This is a genomic window from Streptomyces spiroverticillatus (assembly GCA_014650415.1).
Taxonomy (GTDB): domain Bacteria; phylum Actinomycetota; class Actinomycetes; order Streptomycetales; family Streptomycetaceae; genus Streptomyces; species Streptomyces spiroverticillatus.
In genome coordinates, this window is sequence record BMUX01000039.1 from 1 (window position 1) to 25516 (window position 25516).

General features: G+C 64.4%; 27 protein-coding genes. 1 reads left to right on the top strand and 26 read right to left on the bottom strand.

Translation table 11 applies throughout. The features are described 5' to 3' along the window. Window positions 1-191: 191 nt before the first annotated feature. The 7 genes from IE269_RS41675 to IE269_RS41705 form a co-directional block, all read right to left on the bottom strand. A complete protein-coding gene (locus IE269_RS41675; RefSeq protein WP_189828580.1) occupies window positions 192-830 on the bottom strand; it encodes a hypothetical protein in 639 nt (212 codons plus the stop codon). Between the two features lie 227 nt (window positions 831-1057). Next, window positions 1058-1540, bottom strand: a complete 483-nt coding sequence (locus IE269_RS41680; RefSeq protein WP_189828581.1) for a hypothetical protein — start codon at window positions 1538-1540, stop codon at window positions 1058-1060. A gap of 375 nt (window positions 1541-1915) precedes the next feature. Continuing rightward, on the bottom strand, window positions 1916-2359 hold the full coding sequence (locus IE269_RS41685; protein ID WP_189828582.1) for a hypothetical protein: 444 nt from the start codon (window positions 2357-2359) through the stop codon (window positions 1916-1918). Between the two features lie 576 nt (window positions 2360-2935). Continuing rightward, window positions 2936-3220, bottom strand: coding sequence for a DUF7848 domain-containing protein (locus tag IE269_RS41690; RefSeq protein WP_189828583.1), 285 nt, complete (start codon window positions 3218-3220; stop codon window positions 2936-2938). Further along, window positions 3217-3408: a hypothetical protein gene (locus IE269_RS41695; RefSeq protein ID WP_189828584.1), complete on the bottom strand. Its 192-nt coding sequence runs from the start codon at window positions 3406-3408 to the stop codon at window positions 3217-3219. The genes IE269_RS41690 and IE269_RS41695 overlap by 4 nt, the downstream gene beginning before the upstream one ends. Before the next feature lie 215 nt (window positions 3409-3623). Beyond that, the gene (locus tag IE269_RS41700; RefSeq protein WP_189828585.1) at window positions 3624-4862 is read right to left on the bottom strand and encodes a helix-turn-helix domain-containing protein; all 1239 of its coding nucleotides are present in this window, start codon (window positions 4860-4862) and stop codon (window positions 3624-3626) included. 147 nt (window positions 4863-5009) lie between these two features. Then, window positions 5010-5279, bottom strand: a complete 270-nt coding sequence (locus tag IE269_RS41705; RefSeq protein WP_189828586.1) for a hypothetical protein — start codon at window positions 5277-5279, stop codon at window positions 5010-5012. Between the two features lie 556 nt (window positions 5280-5835). On the opposite strand from IE269_RS41705, the gene IE269_RS41710 reads away from it, so the two are divergent. Then, window positions 5836-6822 (top strand): hypothetical protein, encoded by a 987-nt coding sequence (locus tag IE269_RS41710; protein WP_189828587.1) that lies wholly within the window; start codon window positions 5836-5838, stop codon window positions 6820-6822. A 199-nt stretch (window positions 6823-7021) separates the two neighbouring features. On the opposite strand, the gene IE269_RS41715 is transcribed toward IE269_RS41710, so the two are convergent. The 19 genes from IE269_RS41715 to IE269_RS41805 all read right to left on the bottom strand — a co-directional run bounded on the left by IE269_RS41715 (window position 7022) and on the right by IE269_RS41805 (window position 25477). Continuing rightward, window positions 7022-7846, bottom strand: a complete 825-nt coding sequence (locus tag IE269_RS41715) for a sigma-70 family RNA polymerase sigma factor (protein WP_189828588.1) — start codon at window positions 7844-7846, stop codon at window positions 7022-7024. Between the two features lie 307 nt (window positions 7847-8153). Further along, window positions 8154-9998: a DNA polymerase gene (locus IE269_RS41720; RefSeq protein ID WP_189828589.1), complete on the bottom strand. Its 1845-nt coding sequence runs from the start codon at window positions 9996-9998 to the stop codon at window positions 8154-8156. 66 nt (window positions 9999-10064) lie between these two features. Then, window positions 10065-12500 (bottom strand): phage/plasmid primase, P4 family, encoded by a 2436-nt coding sequence (locus IE269_RS41725; RefSeq protein ID WP_189828590.1) that lies wholly within the window; start codon window positions 12498-12500, stop codon window positions 10065-10067. Continuing rightward, window positions 12487-12624, bottom strand: coding sequence for a hypothetical protein (locus tag IE269_RS43630; protein WP_229898621.1), 138 nt, complete (start codon window positions 12622-12624; stop codon window positions 12487-12489). Before IE269_RS43630 ends, IE269_RS41725 begins: the two co-directional genes overlap by 14 nt. A gap of 636 nt (window positions 12625-13260) precedes the next feature. Continuing rightward, a complete protein-coding gene (locus tag IE269_RS43635) occupies window positions 13261-13389 on the bottom strand; it encodes a hypothetical protein (RefSeq protein ID WP_268253656.1) in 129 nt (42 codons plus the stop codon). A gap of 192 nt (window positions 13390-13581) precedes the next feature. Continuing rightward, window positions 13582-14268 carry a recombination directionality factor gene (locus IE269_RS41740; protein WP_189828593.1) on the bottom strand — a complete coding sequence of 229 codons (687 nt, stop codon included), beginning with the start codon at window positions 14266-14268 and terminating at the stop codon, window positions 13582-13584. A 73-nt stretch (window positions 14269-14341) separates the two neighbouring features. Further along, window positions 14342-15175, bottom strand: a complete 834-nt coding sequence (locus IE269_RS41745; RefSeq protein ID WP_189828594.1) for a hypothetical protein — start codon at window positions 15173-15175, stop codon at window positions 14342-14344. Between the two features lie 33 nt (window positions 15176-15208). Next, window positions 15209-15796: a deoxynucleotide monophosphate kinase family protein gene (locus IE269_RS41750; protein ID WP_189828595.1), complete on the bottom strand. Its 588-nt coding sequence runs from the start codon at window positions 15794-15796 to the stop codon at window positions 15209-15211. Next, complete coding sequence (locus IE269_RS41755) at window positions 15793-15996, bottom strand: hypothetical protein (protein WP_189828596.1); 204 nt, start codon at window positions 15994-15996, stop codon at window positions 15793-15795. The genes IE269_RS41750 and IE269_RS41755 overlap by 4 nt, the downstream gene beginning before the upstream one ends. Before the next feature lie 93 nt (window positions 15997-16089). Next, window positions 16090-16794, bottom strand: a complete 705-nt coding sequence (locus IE269_RS41760) for a peptidoglycan-binding protein (protein ID WP_229898620.1) — start codon at window positions 16792-16794, stop codon at window positions 16090-16092. A 92-nt stretch (window positions 16795-16886) separates the two neighbouring features. Continuing rightward, on the bottom strand, window positions 16887-17147 hold the full coding sequence (locus IE269_RS41765; RefSeq protein ID WP_189828598.1) for a hypothetical protein: 261 nt from the start codon (window positions 17145-17147) through the stop codon (window positions 16887-16889). A gap of 12 nt (window positions 17148-17159) precedes the next feature. Next, window positions 17160-18821 (bottom strand): hypothetical protein, encoded by a 1662-nt coding sequence (locus tag IE269_RS41770; protein WP_189828599.1) that lies wholly within the window; start codon window positions 18819-18821, stop codon window positions 17160-17162. Window positions 18822-20198: 1377 nt separating this feature from the next. Continuing rightward, window positions 20199-22586: a phage tail tape measure protein gene (locus IE269_RS41775; protein WP_229898619.1), complete on the bottom strand. Its 2388-nt coding sequence runs from the start codon at window positions 22584-22586 to the stop codon at window positions 20199-20201. Window positions 22587-22970: 384 nt separating this feature from the next. Next, window positions 22971-23282 carry a hypothetical protein gene (locus tag IE269_RS41780; protein WP_189828600.1) on the bottom strand — a complete coding sequence of 104 codons (312 nt, stop codon included), beginning with the start codon at window positions 23280-23282 and terminating at the stop codon, window positions 22971-22973. Between the two features lie 54 nt (window positions 23283-23336). Continuing rightward, the gene (locus IE269_RS41785; RefSeq protein WP_189828601.1) at window positions 23337-23900 is read right to left on the bottom strand and encodes a phage tail tube protein; all 564 of its coding nucleotides are present in this window, start codon (window positions 23898-23900) and stop codon (window positions 23337-23339) included. Window positions 23901-23932: 32 nt separating this feature from the next. Continuing rightward, a complete protein-coding gene (locus tag IE269_RS41790) occupies window positions 23933-24361 on the bottom strand; it encodes a DUF3168 domain-containing protein (protein ID WP_229898618.1) in 429 nt (142 codons plus the stop codon). Next, window positions 24358-24567 (bottom strand): hypothetical protein, encoded by a 210-nt coding sequence (locus IE269_RS41795; RefSeq protein WP_189828602.1) that lies wholly within the window; start codon window positions 24565-24567, stop codon window positions 24358-24360. The genes IE269_RS41790 and IE269_RS41795 overlap by 4 nt, the downstream gene beginning before the upstream one ends. A 35-nt stretch (window positions 24568-24602) precedes the next feature. Further along, entirely contained in the window at window positions 24603-24947 is a 345-nt protein-coding gene (locus IE269_RS41800; protein WP_189828603.1) for a hypothetical protein, read from the bottom strand. Then, the gene (locus IE269_RS41805) at window positions 24944-25477 is read right to left on the bottom strand and encodes a hypothetical protein (RefSeq protein ID WP_189828604.1); all 534 of its coding nucleotides are present in this window, start codon (window positions 25475-25477) and stop codon (window positions 24944-24946) included. The genes IE269_RS41800 and IE269_RS41805 overlap by 4 nt, the downstream gene beginning before the upstream one ends. Window positions 25478-25516 lie beyond the last annotated feature (39 nt).

Consider the following 25516-nt stretch of genomic DNA (forward strand, 5'->3'; position numbering starts at 1 on the left):
CAAGGCCGACCACTTCCTCGCCTTCACCAGCATCGCCTGTACCCTCATCTGCTACCGCAGACTCGCCAAATGAGATGACTTCTAAGGCGACCAAAGAGCTTCGGGCAACCGGCTGGATCACCACCACACCGGGCATGGGCTCATTCGTGGCCGAGCGCCCCGAGGGCGACCAGGACGACGCGTAGCACCGGTCAGACGGTCGGCAGGCTGTCCGGGTCGACTACGGTCACGCCCCGCAACTTCCGGTAGAGCCGTTGGGCGATAAGGGCCGGCTGCCGGGGCTTGTTGAAGCTGCAATAGGCGTCGTTCTCGGACGTAGTCCACCGGATGGGGTTGTCAACCACGCGAAAGAGAGTGCCGGACACACCGCTTGGCACGGACTTGCGGACGAGCAGCACCACGGCGGATTTCTCGTCCCGCAAAAATCGGCAGTGTTTGAGGGACACCGGGACGCAGGACGGACACAGCGGCGGCATGTCGGTGATGATCCGGTCTAGGCGGATCGGGGGTTCGTTCGCGTGCTGCCACTCGATGAACAGCGTTCCGTCCTCGCGTTCGGCTGGCTTCGCGCACACCTGGCACAAGAGCCCCTGCATGCATTCGCGCTGCCGCAGCGGATCCATGGACTCAAAGAGGGGACGTCCTCGCTCGCCCTCGGGGGGTCGGGTCATGCGCGCCCACAGGTTCCCGTGTGCATCCCGGTCGTTCGGGGTCGGGAGTACGTAGGCGATTTGCGGTGCGCGGTTGGGCCGGATTTCGACAGTGAGTTCATCGAGTCGGGGGCCAAGCTCGTTGGTGTACGCGGTGACGTAGGGGACGGGAACGGGCACGCTGGATCTTCCTTGTCGTGGGTTCGGGCAATAGGGAGCCCCGGCCACCTCCCTCGGGGGTGAGAGGGGACCGGGGCCGATAGGGGGTTAGCGGGTGTGCCGTAGCGCTGCGAGGAACCGCCGGAACCGCCCTCGCGGGGGTCCACCGAGCGTGTGCGCGTAGACCGGGCGAGCTGCCCGAGGGTCGCCGGCGTGCAGCGTGACGGGCTTCCGCTTCCTGCTTCTGATCATTCGCAGTCCCTTGCTGTTACGACCATTTCCCGTTGGTCCGTGATCTTCGCGAACTGGGGGGTCTTGTCATCGAGCCCCTGCACGGTCTCGGTGTGCCGAAGCCGGTAGACCCCGGCACGGCAGGGAACTTTCAGGTTCATGGTCTTGGTCTTGTTCGCGGCGGGTGCCTTGTCAAAGTTCTGTTCTGCTACGGCTTTCCATCCGCCGTTGGTGGATTTCCGGTCCATGATGACCGTCACTTTGTGGACGAGCGGCGACTTACGGCACACGGACGTAACGGTGCCGATCAGTTGCTTCCGTTCGACGCGCACGCCCGTGGTGTAGAAGGTGCAGAGCGTCCCTCGGGGTGCGCCTTCCACCTTGGGCGGGGCGAGTCCCTTCCCGTCATCCTTCGCACCGCACCCGCCGCTCTCGGCTCCAGTGGCTAGCAGGACTGCCGCGATGACCGCTGTTGCTGTGATGGTGCGCCGGTATCTCACCGTGAACTCTCCTCACATGTAGGCGGGTTGGTGCGGTGCGTGGGACCCGTCCCGGCGGATTCGTGTGGTCGAACCCTCCGCCGGGACGGGCGTGTGCGGGCTCCACCCCGGTCCGACTGTCGCCAGACACCAACCGGGGTGGAGCTGTTCCGTCCGCCGGGCATCTTCCCGAGGGTGCAGAGAGGGGCACCCCTGAACAGCAACGGCCGGTCTTGCAACCCACCGCCGGCGTCTGGTGTCGCCGGTTGGTGGGGGCTTTTGGGCGGTGCTCCGTCCGGCTGCCGACCGTCCCCAGACAAGAGGGCAGCCGGACGGTTCTCCGCGCTGGACTGTTCGGCGAGTCCGAAGCTCTGGACTCAGACCAGGGCGGAGGGTCTAAGGGGGTGGGTCGAGTTGACCCAGGGCGCGAAGAAGTGTGAGCGCGTCGTCAAAATCCCGTTCCAGGGCGCGCAACTTGTCGGGCGTGGGCAGCTCTATTTCCCACGTGCACGGCCCGGGGTGCTCGGCGAACATGCCGCAAAACGCGAAGTCTTCTGGGCCCTTTGACGGGCAGTTCGGCTTGACCAGGACAACGTACGGCGGAAGCTCGTCGGTCCATCGGGTCCACACTTCGCCCGTGTGGTCTCCGTCGATTTCGCACGCGAACCCCCAGTGGTCGGGCTCGTCGGGGTGTTCTCCGAGGACACAGACCAGCTCGGGGTTCAGGTCCTCGGGGGTGCTCGGTCCGAACGTCAAAGCAAGAGCGGCAAGGATTGGGGGCAGCGTGGATTCCGCCCGACAGAGCCCGGTCATGGTGTGGCCTTTCCTCCCGCCGGTCATCGGTGGACTTTGCGGTTGTGCCGCCACTTCGCGGCCCGGAGCGTGTCAGCGAGGGCGAAGCGTTTCAGAAGCAAGGCGTTTTCGATCATCGAGCGCAGACGTCGGCACTCGCGGCACGGTCCGGCGTAGTGGCGTGCGCTTTGCTTCCGCTTCACGGCACACCCACCGATTCAGCCGGCAGTACAGGCGAGGGCACGGCCACGGGTACGGCGGACAGCTCATAGGCGGTGGTGTCGTCACGCGCCATGAACCGAATGCCCTGCCCCTGGTCGAGCTGGATTACGGCGTTCCCCTGCCGCACGACGTCCCGGGACCAGTCACGTAAGGCGGTGGGAGCGTCGGGAACATCGGGGGCGACCACGTACAGCGCGGGGAGGGGTACAGCCGTGGTCGGCAAGTCAGGGTCGAGCCGATCGGCGATCCACCGAGCCCGGTCCCGAAGCCACTGGCAGGCGAGGACCGGTGAGGGTGTCTGGTGCTCCCCGAGGACGAATGCCACGGTCTGCCCGTTCGCGGCACCGTGCGCGGTGACAGTGCACCGGAACGTGCCAGCGACGAGTAAGCGGGGGCGTTGGGTCACGTCGCACCGCCCGATCTCGTCGGGACGATGGTGCACGCCGAACCGTCGACCGGCACCAGTTCGACGTACTGCGCCAACTCGTTACGGAACCGCTTGTGTCCCGTCTCCTTGGCGTGCGTGATCTGCCACGCACCCAACGCGGCCACGTCGGTGCAGCGGGGCGACGTGGCACCACAGTCGGCGTCCTCGCCCGTCACGCAGACGGATTCGTACTCGGGCTCTGCGGTCTGGTCGGTCTGAAACCGGTACTTCACGTACCGCATGACGCTGCGGACCGTCATCCGAGCCCCCCGAACGTCCGGCGACGCGCGTTGTACGCGGCAACCCGCTCGCTCAGTTCGTCCAGCACGCTCGCCGGCTCGTCGGCCTGGTCGTCGTCCTCGGGGGCAGTGCGTTCGAGATACAGCACCCCGTTCGTTCCGCGCTCGGCCATGAGGTCCGCGAGCCTTGCCCGCGCTGCGCTTCTCATGAGTCAACCGCACTTGCCAAAGCAGCAAGCACCCGGACCGAACTGGAAGGGGACTTGTTCGTCGCACGCGTGCTCACGGTCCGGGCCATGGCCTGATCTCCCGCAGATTGGAAAGGGCGGAGATTCGACCGTAGGGCTATGACGAACCGTCAGACCACGTGCCGTTCGTGGTAGTTCACGGTGGGTAGCCCAGCAAGTGCTACGGAGCGTGGTAGTTAGTCAAAGACCCCCAGGAAGGAAGCCATGTCGCGCATCTCCTTAGTCAGCGTGCGCTTACGGGACTTCAGAACGTCAGACATGACGTAGCGGGCTAGCGGCTGGTGTCGAAGCCACGCCCCCGACGTGTCACGGAGCCCCACAAGCTCGGCCATGGCGTCACTGTGCGATCCGAGCCGTACATGCGCCTGTGCCACGTCGAGACGGTGCCGACCCCAGTTTGGTGCAGTCGGTTTGCCGAGGGACTTGAGTGCCTTGCTTCCCAAGACTCCGTCATCTGCGGAGCGGAGCACCGCGTGCGAGTCCCCGATCAACGCTAGATCCTCGGTCGCCTTCATGGCCGTAGTCACAGGACCGAAACCGCCCCAGTGGTTGGGGAAGCTGTTGTGTTCCCTTCCCAGCGCGCTAGATGCCGTGCCTGCCATCCGTCGGGCTTCAATGCCCACGTCCGGACGGTTGTTGCGCACGGCGCTGGAGGCGACGCGTAGCCACAGTTCCCCCCACACCGCAAGCTGACCAGCGGTGGCGGACGACATGCGGGGCTCCATCGCTTCTGCCGTCTGCGTTGCTAGTGCTTCGCTCTCGTCGAACCGGTCTTGCCGCAGTAGCAACCAGCACATGCCGACAATTCCTGTGCCGGCCGTAAGGGTTTGACCGGTTTCCCGAGCAAGTCGAATCGCTTCGGCGAGGGAGTGATAAGCCAAGTTGTACTGCCTCACCTGAGTGAGGTACTTGCCTGCCAGCAAGAGCGAATGCGTGCGTGCGGTCTCGGCTGAACGTCGGTCGTCGTCCCCCTCGGCGTTGGCCGCTGTTACTTCTGACTCACGCAACAGACCGGGCAACTTGCGCGCAACAGAGTCGTACCGGTCGGCCCAATAGAGCGTATGGCAGTCGGCAATACGGCTGTGCAGCTCGTCCAAGTCCGTGGGCTGCCCAAGTGCCGCAACGGGTGCGTCCAGCCCAACCGGGGGCATCAGAGCCTTCCGCAGCTCCACCAGGTAGCGCCGATTCCCTTCATCACCTACAACCGGTTCGGGGGCGGCAGTCGCGAACAACGCACTCGTCTGTACCCCTAGAGCACGCGCGAGGGTGTGCAACGTATCCGTGCGCACGTCCCCGCCTTGTTCGATCTTCCGGATGGTGCCGATGGAAAGGCCAGATTCCTCGGCTAGCCGTTCTTGGCTAAAGCCCGTTGCCCGACGGTACTTGCGGACGTTTTGAGCGAGCGCACTTGCCATGGTGTCTCCTTCCGTCACGTCCACGGTACGCCCGAGCGGGCGGGTATCGGGGGCACTACCCGGCGGGACTTGACAGCACGCCCAGAGACCCCGTCACCCTCTTACGTCCTCGGGTGACGGGGTCTCTCGTCGTCCTGGTGCAGCTCGTCACGCGGCGACGGACACCAGCTCGGGCCAGTGAACGAACGGCGTGTGCGCGGGGACCAGCCGACCGGTCTCGGTGGAGCGCTCCCACTCGTACAGGCCGACCAGCTCACGCGTGACGAGCGTGCGGACCGTCATCCGGAACCGCGGAACGCTCGGTGCCAGCAATCGGGCCGACATGGCGGTGTAGGTGTGCAGCGCCCGAAGTAACTGCCCCTCGGACGTGAGCACGTCGGGGGTGTCCGGGTAGCGGGGGCCGGCAGTGCGCCACACCCACCCGCCTTCCCGCGCTGGTGCGTAAATCTCGATCTTGTAGAGCACGTTCGGAACCACTCTCGTGTTGCCCCCCACTTGGGAGGGTTGGGCGGCAACTCCCCGCTACCGCCCAACCCTTATGTGCCTAGCTCTAGCCCCAACCGGTGTCGTTGTTCACGACCGGGCTCTGCGGCACCGGGCGGACAACGACCGTGGCTGTGGTGGGGCTGGTGGGGGTGTCAGCGGCAGCCGGCACCGTGTTTCCGAGGGCAACCATTGCCGCCCCCGCGACCGCAACGGCAACTCTCGCGATGATCTTTGCTTGCTTCACTGTTCAACTCACCTTTCCTCACGTTGAGTTCACGCGTTGTGAACCCGATGACGTCGCGCCACGTGAACCCGTTCATGACGTAGTCGCAGACCGGACCCCTTTAAAGGCGTGGCGCATCACCCCCCTTCCGCTGTAGGCCAGTTGGTTGCGGGGTGACTCTCAGTACGATGCCCCGCACTCTGTGAAGGGATCAAGGAGACTCGGCCACAGGATCTTCAAGTACGAGATTTGCAAGGGGCAATGATGAATGAGAAGGACGACGACGCAGGAACCAACCCGAACCCGACACTCTCGCCCGTCGCGAGTGCCCTACTCGCAGAGCTTCGGCAGGGGTATCTAGCACCCGAGGGCACACCGGGGCTGGACGAGCTGGTGCCGCTGCGTCTGTCCTCGCGGGACCCGATCACCGGCCTGTACGGGGTTACCCATCTGCGTCACGCGGAGCGCACCTACCTACAGCAGGAGTACGCGCGGATAGAGGAAGCCTTGAAACGGGCACGGGGAATGTCAGACTTGATAGCCGCTTTCGAGAACCCATTCAGCTTCCGGGGCATAACGGGAGTCGAAAGGCTCGCGAACAAGGCAGCCGTAAATGCGGCAATCCAGAGGGCTACCAGCGTCAGCACGTCCCACCACTACTCGTCTCAGATCAACGAGCGCCGGAAAGAGGTAATCGAGCCCGCCACAGCGCGCGACATTGCCTCACTGGAACGAGGAATCAAACAGCGCACGATCTACCCCGAGAGCGCGAGGACTCGCGCAATCGAGAGAGCCTACGTAGCGGAAGTATCCGCCCACGGGGCCGAAGTCCGGACGACAAGCTACCCTTTTGAACGCATCATCATCCTTGACAGTAAGGTGGTGTTCGTTCTGGATTACGCCGTGCCGGATGAGGAAGACAACCAACCGGCACTGATGATCACAGACCCCTCGCTGGTCGCACTCTTGTGTCGGATCTATGACCAGCAATGGGAGCGCGCTACCCCATGGGTAGGCGAAGCCCCTGCGGTAGCTGGAGACGAAATAACGCCCCGCATGTGGCAAGTGATCAAGGGCATGTGGGAGCGCGTGCCCCTGAAAACGATTGCCCACAACAACGGGGTAAGCCTGTCAACGATCCACGGCGACCGGCAGAAGTGGTTTAACCTCACCGGGGCGCGTTCAGAAATGCAACTCGGTGTGTGGTACGTGTCCAAGGAAGGCACCGAGTTGCGCCGCTTGGCCGAGTAGCGCAAAGGGCAAAGCCCCCGTCCGGGTGGGCGGGGGTGATTGCTCTATCGGGGGTGGGGTACTGGCTTCGGCAGTCTCTCGCCGGCGCGGCGGGTCACAGTGGCTATGGTGCGCCCCGAGCCGTCCCGCACACGAATGTCCAGCAGGGGGCCGGTCCGCGTAATTTCGATGGTGCCCCCCTCGCGGGCGGGCCACGTGGTCATGCGGTCGCCCCCGCTGCTTCCGACCCCGCAAGGTACAGGGCCGCGAAACGCGATCTTCCCTTAACGCGGGCTTGCTTGACCTGATAGGGCGTCACTCCCATATCGTCTGCGAGTTCCGCATCCGGGACGTCCCCATAGAATCCGACCGGTGTAATGCCGTGGTCGGCCTTGAGTACGTGACGCTGCCTTTCGCTCAATTCACCCAATGCGTGGTGCACTCTCTCGTGCACGGTCCTACGCCTGGTGGATTCGTAGTCGCGCGAGTCAAGCAGATCAGCCGGTATACCAGACTTGGCAGAGATGACGTCTCTTAGGGTGACTTCCTTCATTTCGTTCGACTCGTGCATTATCGGGCGCTCCAGAGAGTCGACACCGAGCCAGGAAGTAAGCGCCGCGTACGCCCGTTCACGGGTCATGACACGAGTTCCCATGGCGTCCGTTGTGGCTATTCTGACAGCCTCGTAAGGGTCTCCCCCGGCGAGCTCTACCGCGCGTTCAAAATCCTTGGCGGTACTTGCACTCACCCCCTGGTAAGCCACCTCGCGCCTATGCCGTGTCATTGCCGTTTGCAGCACCCTCCCGACGTAATTGATAAACTCACCCCGTCCGGTTCCTTGGAATTCAGACAGCGACTGCCACAGATGAACGCGCCCAACTTGTGCAAGGTCATCCGTCAGGTCATAGTCGGTTGCGCCTTTAGTGGTGGCGTAATACATGGCGCGGCTGACTATCAGCGGCTCTGTTGCGGCTATGAGCGCGGACACTGCGGCGAGGTCATTGTCTTTCGCTGCGGCGATCAGCTCGGGCGTAAGGCTTTTCATGGGTGCTCCGTGCTCGTGCTTGACGACGCAAAATGCCCCGTCCCGGATTAGCAGGACGGGGCTTGCGCTTGCCCCTGTCGCTGCGTGGCACCGAATTTAGAACTCGGACACCACGGCAACAACAGCCATCAAAGGGGCATACGTGGGCATGAGTGGGCTAGGTCTCGGGAGCGAAACCCGCCCGTTATCAAATGTGATTCTGAGTGACCCACAAATGCGAATGATCTACTCGCAGTAGTGGAATCGGAATGTGTAATGCCGCATCATGTGCATATTGGAACCGTTCCCCGTACAACCTTCTGCGGTCTCAGTAGTCGGCCCCGTACAGGGACCCCCACGACCGGCCCCCTACTTCGGCTTCCGCTGCGATGGGCACCCCGAACAGGGGGAACGTCATGCACCGCTCTGTCTCCCGGGCCACGTCGGCAGCGTCCTCGGCCGGTACGGACATGAGGATTTCGTCATGGATCGGCAGCCGCATGTATTCGAGTAGTCCCGCCGCTTCCATGTTCAGAAGGGCTTGCCCGAGGACGTCCCTCGCGGTCGACTGGCAGGCGTAGTTGGTCACGGCGTACGTGCGGTCTCGGTCGAGTGGCAGCCGGCGCCCGACCGGGGAGACGTAGACCATGCCGTTCGCGACTGCCTGTCGCTGCCATCGGGAAGCCGCCCGTTTGATCTCCGGATACACCCGGTCGTACGCGGCGAGGGCCGACCGAACTTCGGCTTCAGGGGCCCCGGTCTGCCTGACGATTACGTCCAGCCCGCCTCCGTAAACCTTTCCGAACGAAATCCCTTTACTGACCTTGCGGTGGCGCGGGGTGAAGTCTGGGCCCCACACCATGCGCGCCGTGAACGCGTGCAAGTCCTCGCCGGCCGCGATGGCTTCCCGCATCCGGCGGACGTGGGCGAGGGCTGCCAGGACCCGGAGTTCCACGGCCACAAAGTCGGTGCTGACCTTGACGTGTCCGGGCTCGGCGAGGATCGCGCGGCGAACGACGTGATCCGATGACGGAAGCTGGTGGAGCCCGTCCGTGACACTCATCCGGCCCGTGCGCGCCGCGAGTGGCGCGATGGCCGGGTGTATCCGACCGTGGGCATCGAGCTTGCTCATGAACCCTTGGGCGTAGTCCTCGCCCCACTTCTTTGCGCGCTTGGCTCTTAGCACGGCGTTCGCGAGCGGGTTGGGCTCTCGGGCTCCGATGCGCTGCCAATCCCGGTCAAGGTCAGCGAGCGGCAGCAATACGGCTTTGTCGGTCTGGAGTGCCCCGGATTTGGTGCGCTCGGTAAGCGTCTCGCCCATGCCGGCGAGGGCTTCGGCGACTTGTGCCGAGCTGCCGACTTTGGTCACGCCGTATCGGGCTGCCATCGCGCGGTACCGCTCGGCTTCCTCGGCGAGACGACGCGCGAGCGGTTCGGCGTATTCCTGGTCAACGAGTAGTCCCCGCCGCTGCATCACGGCGCATATGCGGGCTATCTCGTGCTCGTACTGCACCAGCTCGGGGCGGATGCCGAGTCGGCTGTGTTCGCGCCGTAGGACAGGTTCGAGCCGAGCCGTGAGAATGACGTCAAGTCCTGCGTACAGCAGGAAAGTTGGATCCATGAGCGGAATGCCCGCCCACCCGGTCTCTTTCGTCAGTCCGTGCGCTCTGAAGACGCTTTGCAGCCCCGCTTGGGTGTCCGGGGCTGTCGGGTCTACCCACCGTGCCGAAAGAGGCTTTAGGCCCGTCCCTATCCCGCCCTCGGATTGCTGCCGGGGGTCAATGAGGGTGGCGAGTATGCGGGTGTCGACGGTCCGCGGGGCGAGGGATTCCAACGGGGTGCCAGCGTGCTCGTCCAAGACGAGCCAATCGAAATTGGCGTTGTGGATGAGCACGTGCCCGCAGCATTGCAGTGCTTCCCGGGCGTGCTGTGCGTGCTCGCCCCCGCGTTCGTACAGCAACACCCATGCGTCGTGTGCGTCCCCGAGCTGGACCGTGCGGAGCCGGTAGCCGGGCCGGTAGATATCGAGCCCGGTCGTTTCGGTGTCCACGGCGATAGGTCCGCGCTCGCGGGCTCGGTCCAGCCATTCGCGGAACCGGTCCAAATCCTCGGCGGTCTCGGGTACGTGCACGGTGACCCGGTCGCCGGCTATGTCATGCCGGAACTCTCTCAATGCTCCCCCTACAGCAAAACGGGCCGCCCACCCGGTGAGGTGGACGACCCGCGTATGTGTGTCTGGTCAGTTGGCGAAGATGCCGGGCCCGGCAACGTCCGGGCTCTCGTTGGCGTAGCGAAGCCCGACCAGGGCAATGCCAGTCTTAGTCTTCTTCCGCCCTATTCCTCGTTCTTCCATAGCGTCGTAAAAGGTTCGGCGGGTCCATCGTTCCCGCTGCGGTAGGTTCTCGTCCTCGGCCCACTCCAGATACGAATTGAACGCATCGGTACCGGGCATCACGCGTGACTCGTCGGCCCGGTCCAGGACACCGGGAAAGAAGCCCGCAAGCTGGTCGCTGGTCTGCCGGTATTCAGCGCTTGCCCCGGTGATTTCCGACGGGTCCTGTAGCCCGCTCCGATACCACTCGACTGCCCCGCGTACGGCCCATGCGGCAATGCCCTCGGCTTCGGCAAGTAGCCGCTTGTCTAGGTGGTGGTCGCGTTCATGGGGTGCGAAGTAGCGTTGAAATGGCAGCAACTTGACGCGCCGCCAAAGCCCCTCATCCTGGCTCTTAAACTTCGGCTTGTGGTTAGTGGCAAGCAACAGAAGAAAGGAAGGTTTGAACTCAAAGAACTCTCTATGCAGATATCGGGCGTTGATCATGTCTGTCCCCGTGACCCGCTTTAGAATGGCCTCGGACATGGCCTTACCGGATTCGCCCTCGGAACCCATGACAAGCCGAGCGCCACGCAACGCCGCAATATCGTTCGGAATGCCCCCGCTCCGACGTTCCTCAAACGTGCTGAAAGCTGTTGTGCGCGAGATTGCCCGGAAGACGTGAGTAAGGGTGTCGACCAGGACCGATTTCCCGTTTGCCCCCTTTCCCCACAGAACGCAAAAGCTCTGTTCTGTGGCGTGCCCGGTGATGCCGTAGCCGATCATGCGTTGCATGTACGCGGGCATGGACGGCATGGCGGGGAACACTTCGGAGAGGAACGATTCCCAACGGGGGCACGTGGCACCGGAGTTGTAGTCGATATCGAGCGCGTACGTCAGTAGGTCGCGCATGTCGTGTGGGCGGATACGGCCGGTACGCAGATCCACCGTGCCGTTCGCGAACGCCAAAAGATCGGGGCGGTTGTCGAAATCGGCAGCGTCGACCAGCACCGAGGGAACCGACTTGAGTTCCTTCATGAGTGCGTCAATGCGGCTGGACATGGTGAAGCCCCTCGCCGCTTGGGTCTGGCCGGCGAGGACGAGAGCGGCCCCCATACGGTGGATTTCCTGCCGTACGCGGGTGTCCGAGCGCACCCACACCGAGCCGTCCCACGTGAAATACCCGAGGCCGGCCGCGTAGCGGATGCGGCCCCCGCACCATGCCGTGAGAGCGTGCGCGTTCATGGCGTCACTCTCACCGAGCTGCCCCACAAGCCGAGCCAGGATTTCGGCGGCTTCCGCGCCCTGGTCGCGCGTGACCGACTCGGCTCCCGTGCGCTCGGCAAGCTCGGCGGACCGGGCTTCGGCCACGGCGTCCGCAGAGTCCTGTACGGGGCGGGCAGTGCGTACCGCGCGGTGCAGCTCGTCCGCGAACCCCTCGGGATTCCGCTCGCGCCAATCAGTCAAGTCGTCCCCGTCAAAGGGGATATGGAGCCGCAGCGTGGTTACGCCGTGCTCGGCGAGACCGGCCGCGAGCTTCGCCGTGAACCCTTGCCCGGCGGTGTCGTTGTCCCCGGCAAGGATGACGAGCCGTCCGGCGAGGCCGGCCGCGAGTTCGGCAACCAGCTCGGGCGAGTTGGCGAGGGAAGCACCGCGAATCGCTACGGCGTCGTAGCCGCACGCAACCGCTGTGAGCGCGTCTCCCGGCCCCTCGGTGACTAGGACCGTGCCGTATCCGCCGGCGCCCACGAAAACGCCGTACGGAGACCAGCGGAGCCCCTTCGGGTTGGCGAGGGACAGCCACCGTGCCGGGCAAGCCCCGGAAAGGTCCCGCCCCTGTAGCCCTCGGGCCACACCGTCGAATCCGTGCAGGGGGACGGTCAAGCGAGGGTGTGCCCGGAAGCCCCGCGAGAGGTGGGGGAAGTCCTCGCCCTGGTCGCCCTGGTCGACGCCGATTCCGAGTTCGGCAGCCGCTTCAAAGTTGAGTCCGAACCGGTCGGTGAGGTACTGCCGTGCCCGCTCTGCCCACTCGTCGGAGTAGTCGGCGAGGGCGAGCGACGTGCGGTCGACGTACGCGGCAAGGGCAGCCACCTGCCCCACGGACACCAGCTCGGGCCGTTCCGCGGTAACGGTGGCACCGGGGCCGGTGACGTCGAAAAGTGCCGACCAGCCCAACCCAACGGCCTTAATGACGTCCTCGGTACGGCAACCGGCACGGCACGTCATCCGTACCTTGTTGTCCTCGCCCCGCCATATCCGTAGTGACGGCCGCGAGTCCTGGTGGGCGGGACAGCGTGCCGAATACCCGCCGTCCTGGTGCTCGTCGACAGTGCCGAAGCGTGCGAGCAGATCAGCGAACAGCACGCGGCACCCCCGCCCGGTGCATGTCCGCGAGGATGCGCGCGAACTGGTCGACGGTCGTTGTCAGGTACCACCGGCCCGTGTCGAGACCCCGCAGCGAAGCCGCGAAGCCGTACCGCTCGAACATGGCCCGAGTTGGCAGCCCGAGGGCTGTACGTGTCCGGGTCCACGTACGTACGTCAAAGTGCACACGCCCCGCCCCGGCACCGAGCCCGCGCGACTTGTGGACGACGACACCGAACGGGAAGCCGGCGTGACGTGCTTCCACCCGTGCTTGCCGAAGCCACGTCGGAACGGCCGGCGCGCGCACGTCCTTCGCCTCGATGACGAACGGGGGCGCGTGCACGTCACCTACGTCCGCCCATCCCTCCTGCGCGGGTCGACGGACGTTCCGGGGGTTCCACGGGTCAAGGAACCTCCCTGTCTCGTCCACCAGCCCGAGGGACCCGTTAAGGAAGTTCCGCACCGAGCTTTCCCATGCCGTCCCGCGTGCCTTATTCGGATTCGCCACTGTTCCCCCGTACTCGCTCTATATCGACTCCGCGCCGTATCGCTATGGACATGGCATGCGCGTACCGCACCCAATCCGGCCGTTGCTCGTATCCGTCGACCAACACCACAACGTCCCCGGCCCCGAGCTGCCGTATGTCCCAAAGCGGGGGTGCGCTGTGGGGAGTTATCCGAAGTTTCATTCCGTCCCCCTGAAAACGGCGGAAGGGCCGGACGGCTCCACTGTGGGGTTCGTCCGGCCCTTCCGTGTGTCTTACTGGTCGCGCTCGCCCGTCACGTCCGGGATGACGAGCCGCACGTGTTCCGAGCTGATCCACTCCTTACGCAGACTCTTGCGCTTCGTGAATCCGGACTCGGTGCCGGTCGGCTGGATACGCAGCATGGGCCGTAGGCGCCCGTCGACAAGCCGCGTAGTTACCCGGTCAACAATGGCGTCCGCGAGCCTCACCCGGTTGCCCTGTCGGGCGGCATAGGCCACTAGGTCCCCTCGGTAAAGTTCCTCGCCCGCGTAGTCCGTAACCACGCCCCGCTTACCCATTCGTTCCCCCGATGCTCGTTAGATGCTGGTAGTCGGTCACTCGGCGGCAGCGTCAGACCAGGACTTGAGAACGCGAATTGTGGGCTTGCGATAGCTCACGTCCCGCCCCTTCTTAGTGGTGTATTCCACCAGCTCTAGCGACAGCTCGGCGAGGGCTTCCCCGCCCACCCGGTCGAGAGCGTTTTCAATCTCGTGAAGCACTTCCGCCAGCTTCCAACTGCCAGTCTGGAAACGGAAAAGGCCAAGATCGTAGCTATCGGCAAGCCGGAACGTCACGCTGATACTCGGCGACGGCCCCCGCTTGGACTTTGCCGCCGCCTTACGGTCCTCCATAAGAGCGGGGCAGCCGCACGCCTTACCCCGGTCCTCGTCCGGCGACAGGTATTCGACTCCGTCACAGTGATGGATAAGCGCCGACCCGTTCCACAGCTTCATGTCAGACGTCACCGCGGAAGCGTCCGCAAGCACAATCTTGACGCGCTCGGCACCGGTCAGAATCTCGATGAAATTCTCAGACGTGCTGTCAGTCTCTTCCGGCTGCCCGCCCAAAAGCTGTGCGACTACGGCGGCAACGTCCGGGTCCCCGGTCGACACCCGCCACGTGGCAAGCGATTCCGGAATCCCGTTGACCTGTCGGCCCGAGTGGAAGCGGCCCACGGTGTCATCTGAGAACGTGCCGCGCGGCATAGCGTCCGGGTCGGTCTCAAAGATACGAATTGCCATTAGTCCCCCTGGTTTTGGGCATGAAAAAGGGCGAGCCATTTGTGACCCGCCCTGCTTGTCCTGGTGCTCGTTGTCAGGCTCGGCGCTGCGTCCCCGTCACAAGCCGTCCCACACTCTTTGCGATAGCCCGCCCGAACACGGTCTTACTCAGCCCCCGGTCCCACTCAAAGATGCGACGCAGCGTCAAGAACACGTCGAAAACTTCGCGGTCGACGCGAACGGGCTTGAACGTCCAGCCTTCCGGGGTGATATGGAGGACGGCAGCGCCGTCAAGCTCGGGCATGGGCTCGCTCGTCCCGTCCGGGGAAATCATCCGGTCCGCATTGGCGTAAGCGCTCATCTGCAACGCCACGTCCGGATATGCAGACTTGGAAGTCTTCCAGTCGACTATGAGCGTGTGCCACTCGCCGTTTTCGTGGTCGGGCGTACCGTCCTCACTGAGCCGGACCCGGAGAATGGCGTCAAAGCTGCCCGCGTACTGGTGCTCATCGGACCACGCGATATCCTCCGCGCTCACCAGCTCGGGGCGGACAGCGTCAAGGAATTCTGCGAAGCCGGCGCGGTACGGCTCTAGGTCCGGGTGCACACGGCCGATTGCCTCACCCCGGATCATACGTTCAAAGAGATCGTGTGCGTCCGAACCGATACCCGCGCGCAGCTTCGTATAGCGGGAATGCGCGTGACGCAGATAGTCGACCGCCCCCTCTGCGTCCCGCTCGGCAATCGAGCGTACGGCGTCGAGATTCTGCACCGCTGTTTCAGCGGTAAGGCGTGCTGCCCAATAGACAAGAAACGGCTTCGGTAGCATCCCGACGACGCTGGTTACACCGGGCAGCTTCTCGGCGTTGACAGGGTCCACGTAGAACCGTGAACCCCCGCGCTTGATAGTTCGCACGGCTGTGGGCATAGGTGTCCCCTCGGTGGAATTGATAGGTATTTTTCAGCGGCGTACGGCGAGACGGTCCGTAAGCTGGTGCAGCTCGGCGAGGGTTCCCGCGTTGCTGAGTACGGCGTCCGCCGGATAGTCGGCTAGAGCGGTCTCGCTGATGTGCTGCCGCGCGTCCGGGCTCGTCGGCTGGTGCTCGGTGCCGGGGCGGTCAATGCGGACCATGAGCGCGCCGGCGCACCGCAGCGAGTCGGCTTCGTTGGGATGCCGTACATCGGTAATGACCACGGGAAGCCCCCACCGGTCGGCCGTACCGATCTTGTCCAGCGTCATGCGAAGCCAGTAATCCGGGTCGTCTGTGCGGATCGCTTCCCCGAACCGTTGCAGGGTCCGGCGCACTTCCGGGTACTCCCGCTTCGCCCGGTCCCACCCGTACCGGCGGATGAGATCAGACAGCCGGATCGGCAACGCCCCGAGCGGGGTGCTCTCGGCCCCGATAATCGGGTCAAGCCGCAGAGCGGTTTCCCGGAGCGGGTCCGCAACGGCAACCGGGGTGAACTGGAAACGCTCAACGAGCCGGCGGGCAACGGTGTCCTTCCCCGAGCCCGCACGGCCCATAAGCGCGATGTGGCGGTAGGTCACGCGCCGGCGCCCGAGTCGCCACCGGCCGCAGTGGTCTTGCGGTCCTCGGTGCGCTGGACAGCCTCACCCGTGCCGAGCACAGCGGCAGCGAGTCCGAGGATCAGCGCGGACGGCAGCTCGGGGACGTAGTGGACGACCAGGGCGAGAGCGGCGACCAGGACGGCATAGATGCGGGCAGGGTGCGACTTGATGAACGACATGGGATTCCCCTTTGTGATTGCTGTCTGTGAACGGATTGGATTTGCAGTTCCGAGCTGGTCCCCGCGGAACGGGTCGACCGTCACGGAACGTGGTCAGGAACGGGGCACGCGAAGTGCGTCCCACGTGCTCTTGCCGGGCCACCCGTCGGCGTCCACACCGGTAAAGCCCTGCTTGCGCTGCCACTTCGCGTAGCTCTGCCGGTCGGCGTCCGACCACTGCGGCCCCGGGCCGGTGACGTACGCGGAACAGCCCTCGGCAACGAGCCGCCGGCCCATGGCAGTGATCAGCGGAGAGCGGGGCGAGGACCGGAAGAACTCGGCACCCGGGAACGGCGCAATGCCGCTCGGCGCGCTGTACGCGGGACGTCCGAACCCAAGAACCACGCTTCGCGTCCTGGTCCGGCGGTAGACCCCGTCACCGTTGGACTGACTGCCCGCGTTGCTCGCGCTGGTGTTGCCCTCAATGGTGCGGACGGGCGTGTTCGGTCCCGCAGAGTCCTCGGTGACAAGCCCAACATGATCAGCAACGGGACCCCCGTCCCAACTGAAGAACACGACGTCCCCACGTCGCGCGGCTGCCGTTCGGCCATGCCACCGACCGAGAGCCTTGAAAAAGTTCACATGGCTCGGGCAGTAGGCGAAGTGTCCGACCACGGACGCATTCCCGCTGTCTGCCGCCCACTTGCTTACGGCCATGTCGCACCATGGGTTGAAGTTCAGCCCGTACCACCGGCCGAACGACGTGTCATTGTTCCGTCCTTCCTTGTATCCGAGTGACGCCGTTGCGGCGCTGATCATTGCGTCTACGGTCCCCATAGTTTCCCCCTTGTTTTGGGCATGAAAAAGCCCCGCCCGGTAAGCCCGAACGGGGCTGGTGTGTCGTCCTGGTGCTACTGGCCGGCGAGCTTCACCACCGTGAGACCGGCAGCAACTACCGTCGCCACGCCGGTAATCAGCGCGACAGGAAGAACGAACTTCCCGCGCTCCGACTCAAGACCCCGAATGCGGGTCTCGTGATCCTCTAGCGTGTCGTCCACGTTCTCCCCTTGCTGTGCAAGTGCGCGCACGTCCTCGCGGGTACCGATCACCTCGCGGTAAATCTCACGAATCCCTATGTGGACCCCTAGCGGGTCGGGAGTCTCGTCCCCCATGAATCCCCCTCCTTATGCGGGCGGGGCCGCTGTGGGGTCAACGGGTGGGTCTGGTGACAACCCCGTGTCCGTAGGGGCCCCGTTTGCTTTGGTCCCGCGCAGCGTGAGTGTCTGTGTGATGCGTCCCGAGCTGCCCGACGCCTTAATACCGATCACCCATGCAAGGGTGTCGAGTTGGGCACCCGTGGTATCCCGGACCCGCACCACGTCGCCTAGCTCAATGCGCGGGTCGGGCAGGATCTCAACTGATTGCAGCAACGGAATTGGGTAAGCCCCTGCATCCCGTAGTGCGTTCGCGAGGGTCTGCGCGGCAGTAAGAGTCTGCACCCACCCGCGAACATCGTGCTCGTATTCCTGTACCCCATAAGCCCGTTGGCTGTCCGCATGAACGGCGGAAGCCCGGTACGGGGCGGGTTCTCGGTCTGCCTTGATGGTCGAGAGAATCGCCCCGTGGTAATACACCGTGGCGGTTCCCCGGTTCCGCAGCGAGAGCGTCAGTAGCCCGCCCTCGCGCCGCATGGACGTTTCGACACTGCGCGGGTCAAGGTCCGTGGTAGCTGCCGCACCGGCCCGGATGATGACCCGGTCAGGCGTGGTCACGGGGGCCCCGGTCTGGAGACACTGCGGGGTGCGCGGGTCTGCGGCTGTCTCCTGAATTGGGATGGTGCGCACCAGAGTTGTTCCCGCTGCAATGGCCGTAACTGCCGGACTGTCTGTCAGATTCTCCAGCCCGGATGCCCGGACGCTGGACCAATCCGCCACGGTGACGGTAACCGCATTGCGGCACGCGTCGATTTCCTCAGTAAGCGTGAGCGAGCCGAGTTCCCGGGCAGACGTCACCGTGACTCCTGCGGTAGCCGGTGTGGTCGCCCACCGTGCGTAGCTGTTCCACCGAAATTGGCCGTTCGGCAGGAACTCGGCGGTGGACAGCGTGGCCCGAGCAATCTCCGTGATGACGTCCCATGCGCTCCCCTTAACAGCGGGGAGAGTGCGAAGAGCGAATGCGGGACGTGTCAGTGCAGCCGTTCGCTGCCATGTCCCCCGCTGCGTGATCTCTGCCGTTGTCGTAGGGCGGGTCGGAGGAGTGGACATCTGAAAGCATTCCGCGTGCGCATTGTTGAGCCCGAACCGTACTTTGGTCACGGCGGAATGCGTCATCGTCGGGGCATCGAGAAACCCGTCATTGAATGTGAACGGGTCACCACTTCCCAGCGTGACAACGGGTGTGATCGTGAGCCGCGCGGCACTACGTACCCACCAGCCCACATGCATGGGCCGGTCCACGGTCGACATTGACGCCCAAGTCCACGTCAGAGACGGGTTTTTTGTTGGGTCCGGGTCCGCCCCACAAGATGCGGTGAGGGTGCCCTTTGTAAAGTTGGCGGTAAGCGTGAGGTAGTTGAATCGCCCTTCCACCAGCGACCAAGACGATTGAATCTCAACTGTCGAGTCCCCATGTGGCGGTTTGTTGACCGCCCAAAACTCGAACCACAGACCGGCGGTGCGACCGAAGAGAGGCATGCTCTCGGGCACGTAGGTGGCCTGATAGGGAGTTCCCCACCCGCCCTCGGCAGCACACTCAAAGGGTGCCCCGGCCTTGTACCACTCGCCCCACCCGCCAGACGTTGTTTCGAGATAGCCGATATTCGCGGCAATGCCACCGTGCAGTGACACGTACAGCGCGCTGTCCGGGCGGGGTGGTGGGCATGTATAGATGCCCGCATTCCGTAGCAGGTGGTCAACCACCCATTCCGGGGAAGCCGCCCACGACGTCCCCCACCCGCGTAGCGCCCCCTCGGGCCGTGGCACGCGTGCGGGCATCCGCAGACGCTCCGCACCGTCGAGCGCGGAGAGCTGGACCAAGTCGCCCCCGGACTCAGCAGAGCGGGAACGGAGCGAACCGCGGAATGCCGGAAGCGGGCTACCGACTCCCCACCCGTGTGTCACGGACTGTCCGGGGCGGGTCACGTCACTCGTTGCTCGCGGAGCCCATGGCCCGTACAGCGCGGGGGCCGACTGTCCGCCGGCGCCCACCAGGGACAGCCCGAGTTGGGCACTCGACACCCCGCTGTAAGCACGCATGGCGTCCGGCAGATCGGTCCCGTAACTCTGATCCAGCGACCACGATTCCACCTGTGCAGTAACGTCCTGCCCACCGAGCCGGGTGGCGTGTGCGGGTTGCCGTTCGCTCGCCCCAAGTGCATTCACCTGTACGGCAGTTGCTTCCTTCACGGGGTCACCGCCACCAGTTCCAGGCCGATATCCCGGTAAGCCCCGTCACCGGACGTGGCCGAGTGCGAGTAGCCCGTGATGCTGTACGGGCCGCACCCGTCGCCCGTTGGCCGGTCTCCCGCAATCAACTGCGCTGCCCGGTATCCCAATGCGAGCACCGCCCCACTGATGTAATAGCTGCCTTCCTTTAGTCGTACTGAGGGCTGCACAGAGACAGCCCCCGAGGGTGCCACCGCTTCCAGGGGAACCCCGGGATTCCCGCGTGACGTAGCGACAACCTTATTGGCGCTGTCGTACCACGTGAGGTATATGCCATCGGTGTAAGAAATCAGCAGAGAGTACGGCCACCACGTGATAGGCACCCCGGCATGCACCGGGAACCGGGCAACCCGTGTGTGCCATACCCACACCAATTCGACAGACTCCCCGGCAGGAGGTTTTGCAGTGAAAATGACCGAGCCGCTAGCCATCCGCAAGACTTCCCCGTATCGCTGATCGAAAGACCATTGCGCTACACCGTCGGCCATTAGTCCGGCCGCCTGTGCGGGGGCGAGCATGTTGCCCGAGAGCGGGTCCAAGACCACTATGGGCCCGATTCCGTCCACCCGTTCAACAAGCCGGTCCAGGTGGGCGACGTCCGCGCGTTGCATTGCCTCCCACTGGAGTTTGAGCCGGCGAGGACGCACGGGCGGCACCCACGTGGTGACGCCCCCTTCCAGCGCGCGGAACTCGCTAACCCCTAGGTCCGGTGAACGGTCGAATGACTTAGCCCCATCCGTGATTTCCCGGAGCGCACCAGGACGACCAATCCACATACCCTTACCTCCTTCCCAATACGCGATTACCCTGCACCACCGCGCGGGCTATCTCCTCACTGCCGATCTTGACGACCACATCCGGCACGGCAGCCGCGCGGATTTCGCGCAAGTAGTTTTCGAATGCCTCTTGCCGTGCGTCGTTAGCTCTCGACAACAGGGGCTTAGGCGTGCTGACAGCGGGCACCTTCGGAATCGTCACCATGGCTTTAAGGCGCGCGTCTAGAGCGTGCTGTTCGGCGTCAATACCTTCGATGATGCCGGGTGGAATCCACCGGCCGATCTCATCACGCATGAGACGCGACGGGGAGTTGATTCCGAGCGCCTTAGCGATCGGCCCGGGGATAATGTCTTTTGCCCACCCGAGCAGTTTCCCGGCGAGCCATTTTCCGAGCGCTTTCACACCCTCCCAGAGCCCGCGTACGAGGTCTTTCCCCTTATCGACCAGGAGACTGCCGAAGTCGCCTAGTGCCGAAAGGAGTTTCTTCGGGAGCCCTTGCAGCCAGAGTATGAATTCTGCCAGTTTTACGAGGGCTTGCTTTCCGAAATCCTTGACCCACTTCAGAGCGTCGCCAAACGACGAACCGATTTTCACCACCCAACCGATAGCGTCGCCTATCCAGCCGATCACGGTACCGAGAGCCGAGATCAAACCCGAAAAGATGGGCCCCGCCAGATCCACGATTACCGGGATGACGGCCCCGAGGATCTTGGCCGCCAACTGGCCGACCCACGAGATGATAGACGTCACGACCGAGATGACGGGCTGCGCTTTCTGGACCAGCTCGGCGAGTTTCCCGCCTATAAGCTGGACAGCAGGAACCACCCGAGTGCCGATGAACTCGGCGAAAGCCGAAATGATCGGCTGCACATTCTCGACAAACGCCGCGTAGACTTTCATTGCTGCGGGCAGCACGTACTCCGTGAAAATGCTCGCGAGCCCACTAAGGATCGGCGAAAGCGAGCTAGAGATAGCCGACCACAGCGACATAAGGGCCGGGGCGAGTTGCGTGGAAACGACGTTCCACACGCCTTGTAAAGCTGGCAGCACGGTCGTCGTGAATATCTGCACCAGCCCGGACAGGCTCGGCGCGAGGGCGTCACGAACGGTTGTTACCAGCCCCATTAGGGACTGTCCGAGCCCGGATATGGAAGCCCCGCCGGACCCGCCCGTGAACACCCCGAAGAACCCCGTTACGAGGTTCTTTCCGGCGCTTAGAGCGGGTCCAAATGTGGACGACAGGAAGCCGCCGAAAGACGTCAGAGCGGGAATGACAGTCCCGCCCATGAAATTCGTTAGCCCGACTTCCAGCGAGCGTTTGAACTGCTCTACCTTTGCGCCCGCGTTGTTGTGCAGGGCGTCGCCCATCCGCCCGGCTGCCCCGGCGGTATCACCGAGAGCCTTAACCGCAGTAGCGGGATTCAGTGCGAAAAGCGCTTGCCCAAGGTCCTCGGCTTTGGTGCCGAATAGACCGACTGCCGCAGCGTTCCTTTCGGCAGGGTCCTTAATGGCCTTGATGCCGTCTAGGACTTGCTGCAACCCTTGTCGGGCACCAGCCCCGCCACCTGCGATTTTCTTGGTCATGGACTCGGCATTGAGTCCAATTGCTGTGTACGCTTCGGCGCTTGCCTTAGACCCGTCGGTTGCCCGGATCTGGAATTCCTTCAGGGCATCGGCAACGGTGTCCGTGTCCCTCGCGCCCGCTTGCAAGCCTTGGGACATGAGCCCCATGGCGTCCTTAGCGGAAAGACCAAGATCCCTAAACTTCGTGCTGTACTCGTTAAACGTGTCCGCCATGTCGTCGGCACGCGGACCCATACGCTGCATTCCCGCAGTGAGAATGTCCAGCGCTTCCGTGCCGTCTTTCGCGAGACCGTTTTTCAGGATCTGCCCGACCGCATTACTGGTCTGCGCTAGGTCCAGCTCGAAAGTATCGGACAGGTCAGAGACCCGTCCGGTTATCGATTCAATCTGCGCGTTGGTGGCGTCCGGCGGGAGAATGCCCGAGCGCATGACGCCCGAGATTGCCGCCGCCGCTTCCTCCACCGAGCCCGTCACGCCATGGGCGTAGAGCTGTCCGGCAGCCTTTCCGTAGCGGGCGGCTTCCGCGGGAGTGCTGCCAAGGGTCGCTTGGATCTTGCCGTCAATGCCGCTCTGTGCGAGAGCGTCACCGAAGCCTTTGACCAAGACAGCCATTGCGGCAATGCCCACGGCAGCCAATCCGCCCTTGAGGACTCCACCCATTTTCCCGGTGAAGCCCTCGCCGGCTGCTTGCCCGCCCTCGGCCCCCGCAGATGCCGCAGGACCCGTTACCTGTCTTTCGAGTTCGCCCGCGAACCCCTGTACTTCGGGGACCACGGACACGTACCCCATGCCGACTTCAACGGCCATTTACAACCCCCGTTGCCGGCTGAAGTCCTGCGAGATACGCGGCGACTTCCTGCGGGTCCCGCTCGGTTCCGCCAATGCGGCCGGCACCCACACCGGGGCGAGGAATCGGCGAGGGCCGACGACTCGGGGACTTCGCCCCCGCGTTACCGCGCTGCCAATTCCCCTCGGCGAGCCGGTCGTGAATGCCCGCGAGTAGCTGTGTCTCCAGCGTCCATATCGCGTCTTCCCCGCCCATCGAGCGGGCTAGTGCCGAGTCGGCAGGCAGCGAGACGAGCAATGCCCGCACCCGCCGCCACGTGAGCCCCGTACCGGGAGTGAAAGCGTCCCGGATATCCGTCTGGTAATACCGCTGAAAGTCGGCCTCTATCGCCTCTCCGTGCTCACTCAGGAGTTGGAAGAGGCCGACGATTCCCCCACCGGGGCACCCTCGTGCGCCTGCCACCGGCGGAAAAGCTCACCGAGTGCACCGAGCGGAAGGGGCAGCGCATCGAACGCCTGCCACTGTTCGGCAAGCCCCTCCTTAAGCAGGGTTTCGATATCGCCCGTGCTCGGCGCGGAGAGGTTCACCGAACGAAGAATCTTCTTATCGAGCGACGCAGCGGCGGGCAGGACAAATACGTAATCGGAAAGCTCGAACCGGAAAGGCTCTCGGCGCGCTTCCTTCACCCACACATTGAGGTCAAAGACGTTGTCCATGAATTCTCCATACGATCATGCAGGAACGATCCTGCAAGAGGGCAAAAAAGGGGATTAGGCGGCGGGAGTCGTGCCCCACGCGGGGTCATCGCTGTACTTGATGGCAACCACACCGTCCGGCCCCGGATACGCCGTAAGGGTCAGCTCATACGCGATGGCTTCGTCACCCTTGTACGTGATATCTCCGGTCTCGGTGACTTCGCCGTCCGGAATCACGATGCGGATATGGCTGTTGCCGTCGATCACGTCGAAACCAAAGACGCGCTTGTCCGGCCCCGGAGCCTTTACCGCAAGCACGCTCTTGCCGGTCGTCGTCACGACCTTTGAACCCTTGTGGTACAGCTCCAGGACCGTCTTACTGGTCTCAATGGCCGTGAACGAAAAAGTCATCTCGGACGAGCTGATGACCTTTCGGACGGTCGCGCCACCCTGCCATCCCTTGACTTCGGACGTGTCTGCCGAGTTGGCTTCCGTAATGCCGTCATCGGAGATCCATCCGATATCCGTGAAAGCGGCATCCCATGGCGTCGTTGCGTCCACGGGCAGCTTTGACTTTGGATTGGCAACGTACGCAGCGCCGGTAATGGCGACGCGCACAGCATTGGCGTTAAGAGGCATAGGTGTCCCCTCGGAGTAAAGGAAATGGGAATTCAGTTGCCGGGCATCGGGGTGTCCAGCACCCGCCCGCGCATGTGGATTTCGACCGCGAACGCGTAACGCGGGCTGCCGGTCTTGTCGTCGGGCAGCCACATCGGGCCACCTACTTCGGTCACGCGGTAGACCGTCACGCCGCCGCGCTGCCCCGGCATTTGCGAGAGCACCGCGCGTACCAGCTCGGCTAGGTCGGACGCTTCGCCCTCGGTGGCAGCCCACGCGTGGACGTCGAGCCGGGGACGGTCCGACACAACCGTCTGCCGGGTGCCGCCAACCCGCCGCACTCGTACGAACCGGGCCGGACGGGTCGACGGCACGCGGGACACCACGGGCACCCGTTCACCGACTGCCGCGAGGGCATCCCGGAGATAGCCCGTCACCACCGCAACGGCGTCCGGCATGACGACCAGGGGCAGCCGGCTCAATCGGCACCGTCCATGCCCCGTAGCAACGCGTCCCGGGTGCCCTCGCGGTCGTTGTGCTTCGCGTAGTTGCCGATCACGGCAGCACGCCAACGGCGGGACTCTAGGGCCGCATCGGTCTTGAACTCGCCCCCCTTGACGCTCTCGGCCGCAGACGCGATGCGCTCGGCCACCCGCCGCACTTCCGCACCCATCTCGGGCGTCTTCATAAGGGAGTTGATGCCTTGCATGTTCGGGCGGAACCTCACCCCTCCACCTCCTTTAGCCGTGCTTCGGTGTGGTGGTGCCGTTGCCCGAGGGTCCAGCGGGACACGTCCCCGTCAACGTCCAGGACCCGCCCGAGGGCAACCACGCGGTCCGTCGGAAGTAGGTCGACGTCGACGCCCCGGCGGGTGACCAGTCGCCACCCGGAAGTGACAACGGGCCGGTCCCCGGTGTCCTCGGTCGACGCGTCGGGCTGGACGCTCACTCGGCGGACGGTCGTCCTGGTCGCCCTCGTCCAATCCCTCACGCTCGTCTCGTTGCCGTACCGGTCGACAACGGCCGGCGCCCGGAGGATCACCACCGTCTGCGCGTAGTGCAGGGTCACCGGAGCCCCACCACCGCAGCACGCTTCCGGTACCGGCCGAGTAGGTCTCGGTCCGCGGGGGCGAGGGAAGCCCCGATGGTCTCGGCCGCGTAGGTCACGGACACCGACCCCACCGACTCTTGACGCAAGTCGGTCGGGTTGTTCAGCACCCGCGCGGCGAGGGTGAGCACCACCGCCCGGACGTCGCCGGGAACGGACGCGTACCCATGGGTGTAGGTGACTGTCACGGCCTGGTCCCGGCGAACACGCACCCGGTCCCGGACGAGCTGCCACCGGGTCGGGGCGAGCGGGCTGCCATCGACCTTGACCCCTTGTACGGAGATCACGGGTCGCTGTGGCAGCACCGCCCACCCCGCACGCGGGTACAGCGTGACCGTGCTCGTCGCCCTGGTGAAGCTCTGCCGTGCTTCCGCCCGCACGATGGCGGACGCCGTATCGAGCACCAGGGCAGCCGAGCCGGGCAGCTCGTCCGGCGTCGACTGCATCCACGCGGCTAGGTCGTCCACGGTGGCGAGTGGGGGCAACACCATGTCGGCCCCCCTCTTACTTGACTGTCTGAGCGCCGCACG

Bases quoted from the DNA above. Each gene is read 5' to 3' on its own strand.
- IE269_RS41695 (WP_189828584.1), bottom strand. From the start codon at position 3,408: ATGAGAAGCGCAGCGCGGGCAAGGCTCGCGGACCTCATGGCCGAGCGC.
- IE269_RS41685 (WP_189828582.1), bottom strand. From the start codon at position 2,359: ATGACCGGCGGGAGGAAAGGCCACACCATGACCGGGCTCTGTCGGGCG.
- IE269_RS41795 (WP_189828602.1), bottom strand. From the start codon at position 24,567: ATGAAGACGCCCGAGATGGGTGCGGAAGTGCGGCGGGTGGCCGAGCGC.
- IE269_RS41785 (WP_189828601.1), bottom strand. From the start codon at position 23,900: ATGCCTCTTAACGCCAATGCTGTGCGCGTCGCCATTACCGGCGCTGCG.
- IE269_RS41765 (WP_189828598.1), bottom strand. From the start codon at position 17,147: ATGGGGGACGAGACTCCCGACCCGCTAGGGGTCCACATAGGGATTCGT.
- IE269_RS43630 (WP_229898621.1), bottom strand. From the start codon at position 12,624: ATGTTCGAGCGGTACGGCTTCGCGGCTTCGCTGCGGGGTCTCGACACG.
- IE269_RS41700 (WP_189828585.1), bottom strand. From the start codon at position 4,862: ATGGCAAGTGCGCTCGCTCAAAACGTCCGCAAGTACCGTCGGGCAACG.
- IE269_RS41710 (WP_189828587.1), top strand. From the start codon at position 5,836: ATGAATGAGAAGGACGACGACGCAGGAACCAACCCGAACCCGACACTC.
- IE269_RS41775 (WP_229898619.1), bottom strand. From the start codon at position 22,586: ATGGCCGTTGAAGTCGGCATGGGGTACGTGTCCGTGGTCCCCGAAGTA.
- IE269_RS41690 (WP_189828583.1), bottom strand. From the start codon at position 3,220: ATGACGGTCCGCAGCGTCATGCGGTACGTGAAGTACCGGTTTCAGACC.
- IE269_RS41715 (WP_189828588.1), bottom strand. From the start codon at position 7,846: ATGAAAAGCCTTACGCCCGAGCTGATCGCCGCAGCGAAAGACAATGAC.
- IE269_RS41740 (WP_189828593.1), bottom strand. From the start codon at position 14,268: ATGGCAATTCGTATCTTTGAGACCGACCCGGACGCTATGCCGCGCGGC.
- IE269_RS41780 (WP_189828600.1), bottom strand. From the start codon at position 23,282: ATGGACAACGTCTTTGACCTCAATGTGTGGGTGAAGGAAGCGCGCCGA.
- IE269_RS41745 (WP_189828594.1), bottom strand. From the start codon at position 15,175: ATGCCCACAGCCGTGCGAACTATCAAGCGCGGGGGTTCACGGTTCTAC.
- IE269_RS43635 (WP_268253656.1), bottom strand. From the start codon at position 13,389: ATGCTGCGTATCCAGCCGACCGGCACCGAGTCCGGATTCACGAAGCGC.
- IE269_RS41805 (WP_189828604.1), bottom strand. From the start codon at position 25,477: ATGGTGTTGCCCCCACTCGCCACCGTGGACGACCTAGCCGCGTGGATG.
- IE269_RS41760 (WP_229898620.1), bottom strand. From the start codon at position 16,794: ATGATCAGCGCCGCAACGGCGTCACTCGGATACAAGGAAGGACGGAAC.
- IE269_RS41755 (WP_189828596.1), bottom strand. From the start codon at position 15,996: ATGTCGTTCATCAAGTCGCACCCTGCCCGCATCTATGCCGTCCTGGTC.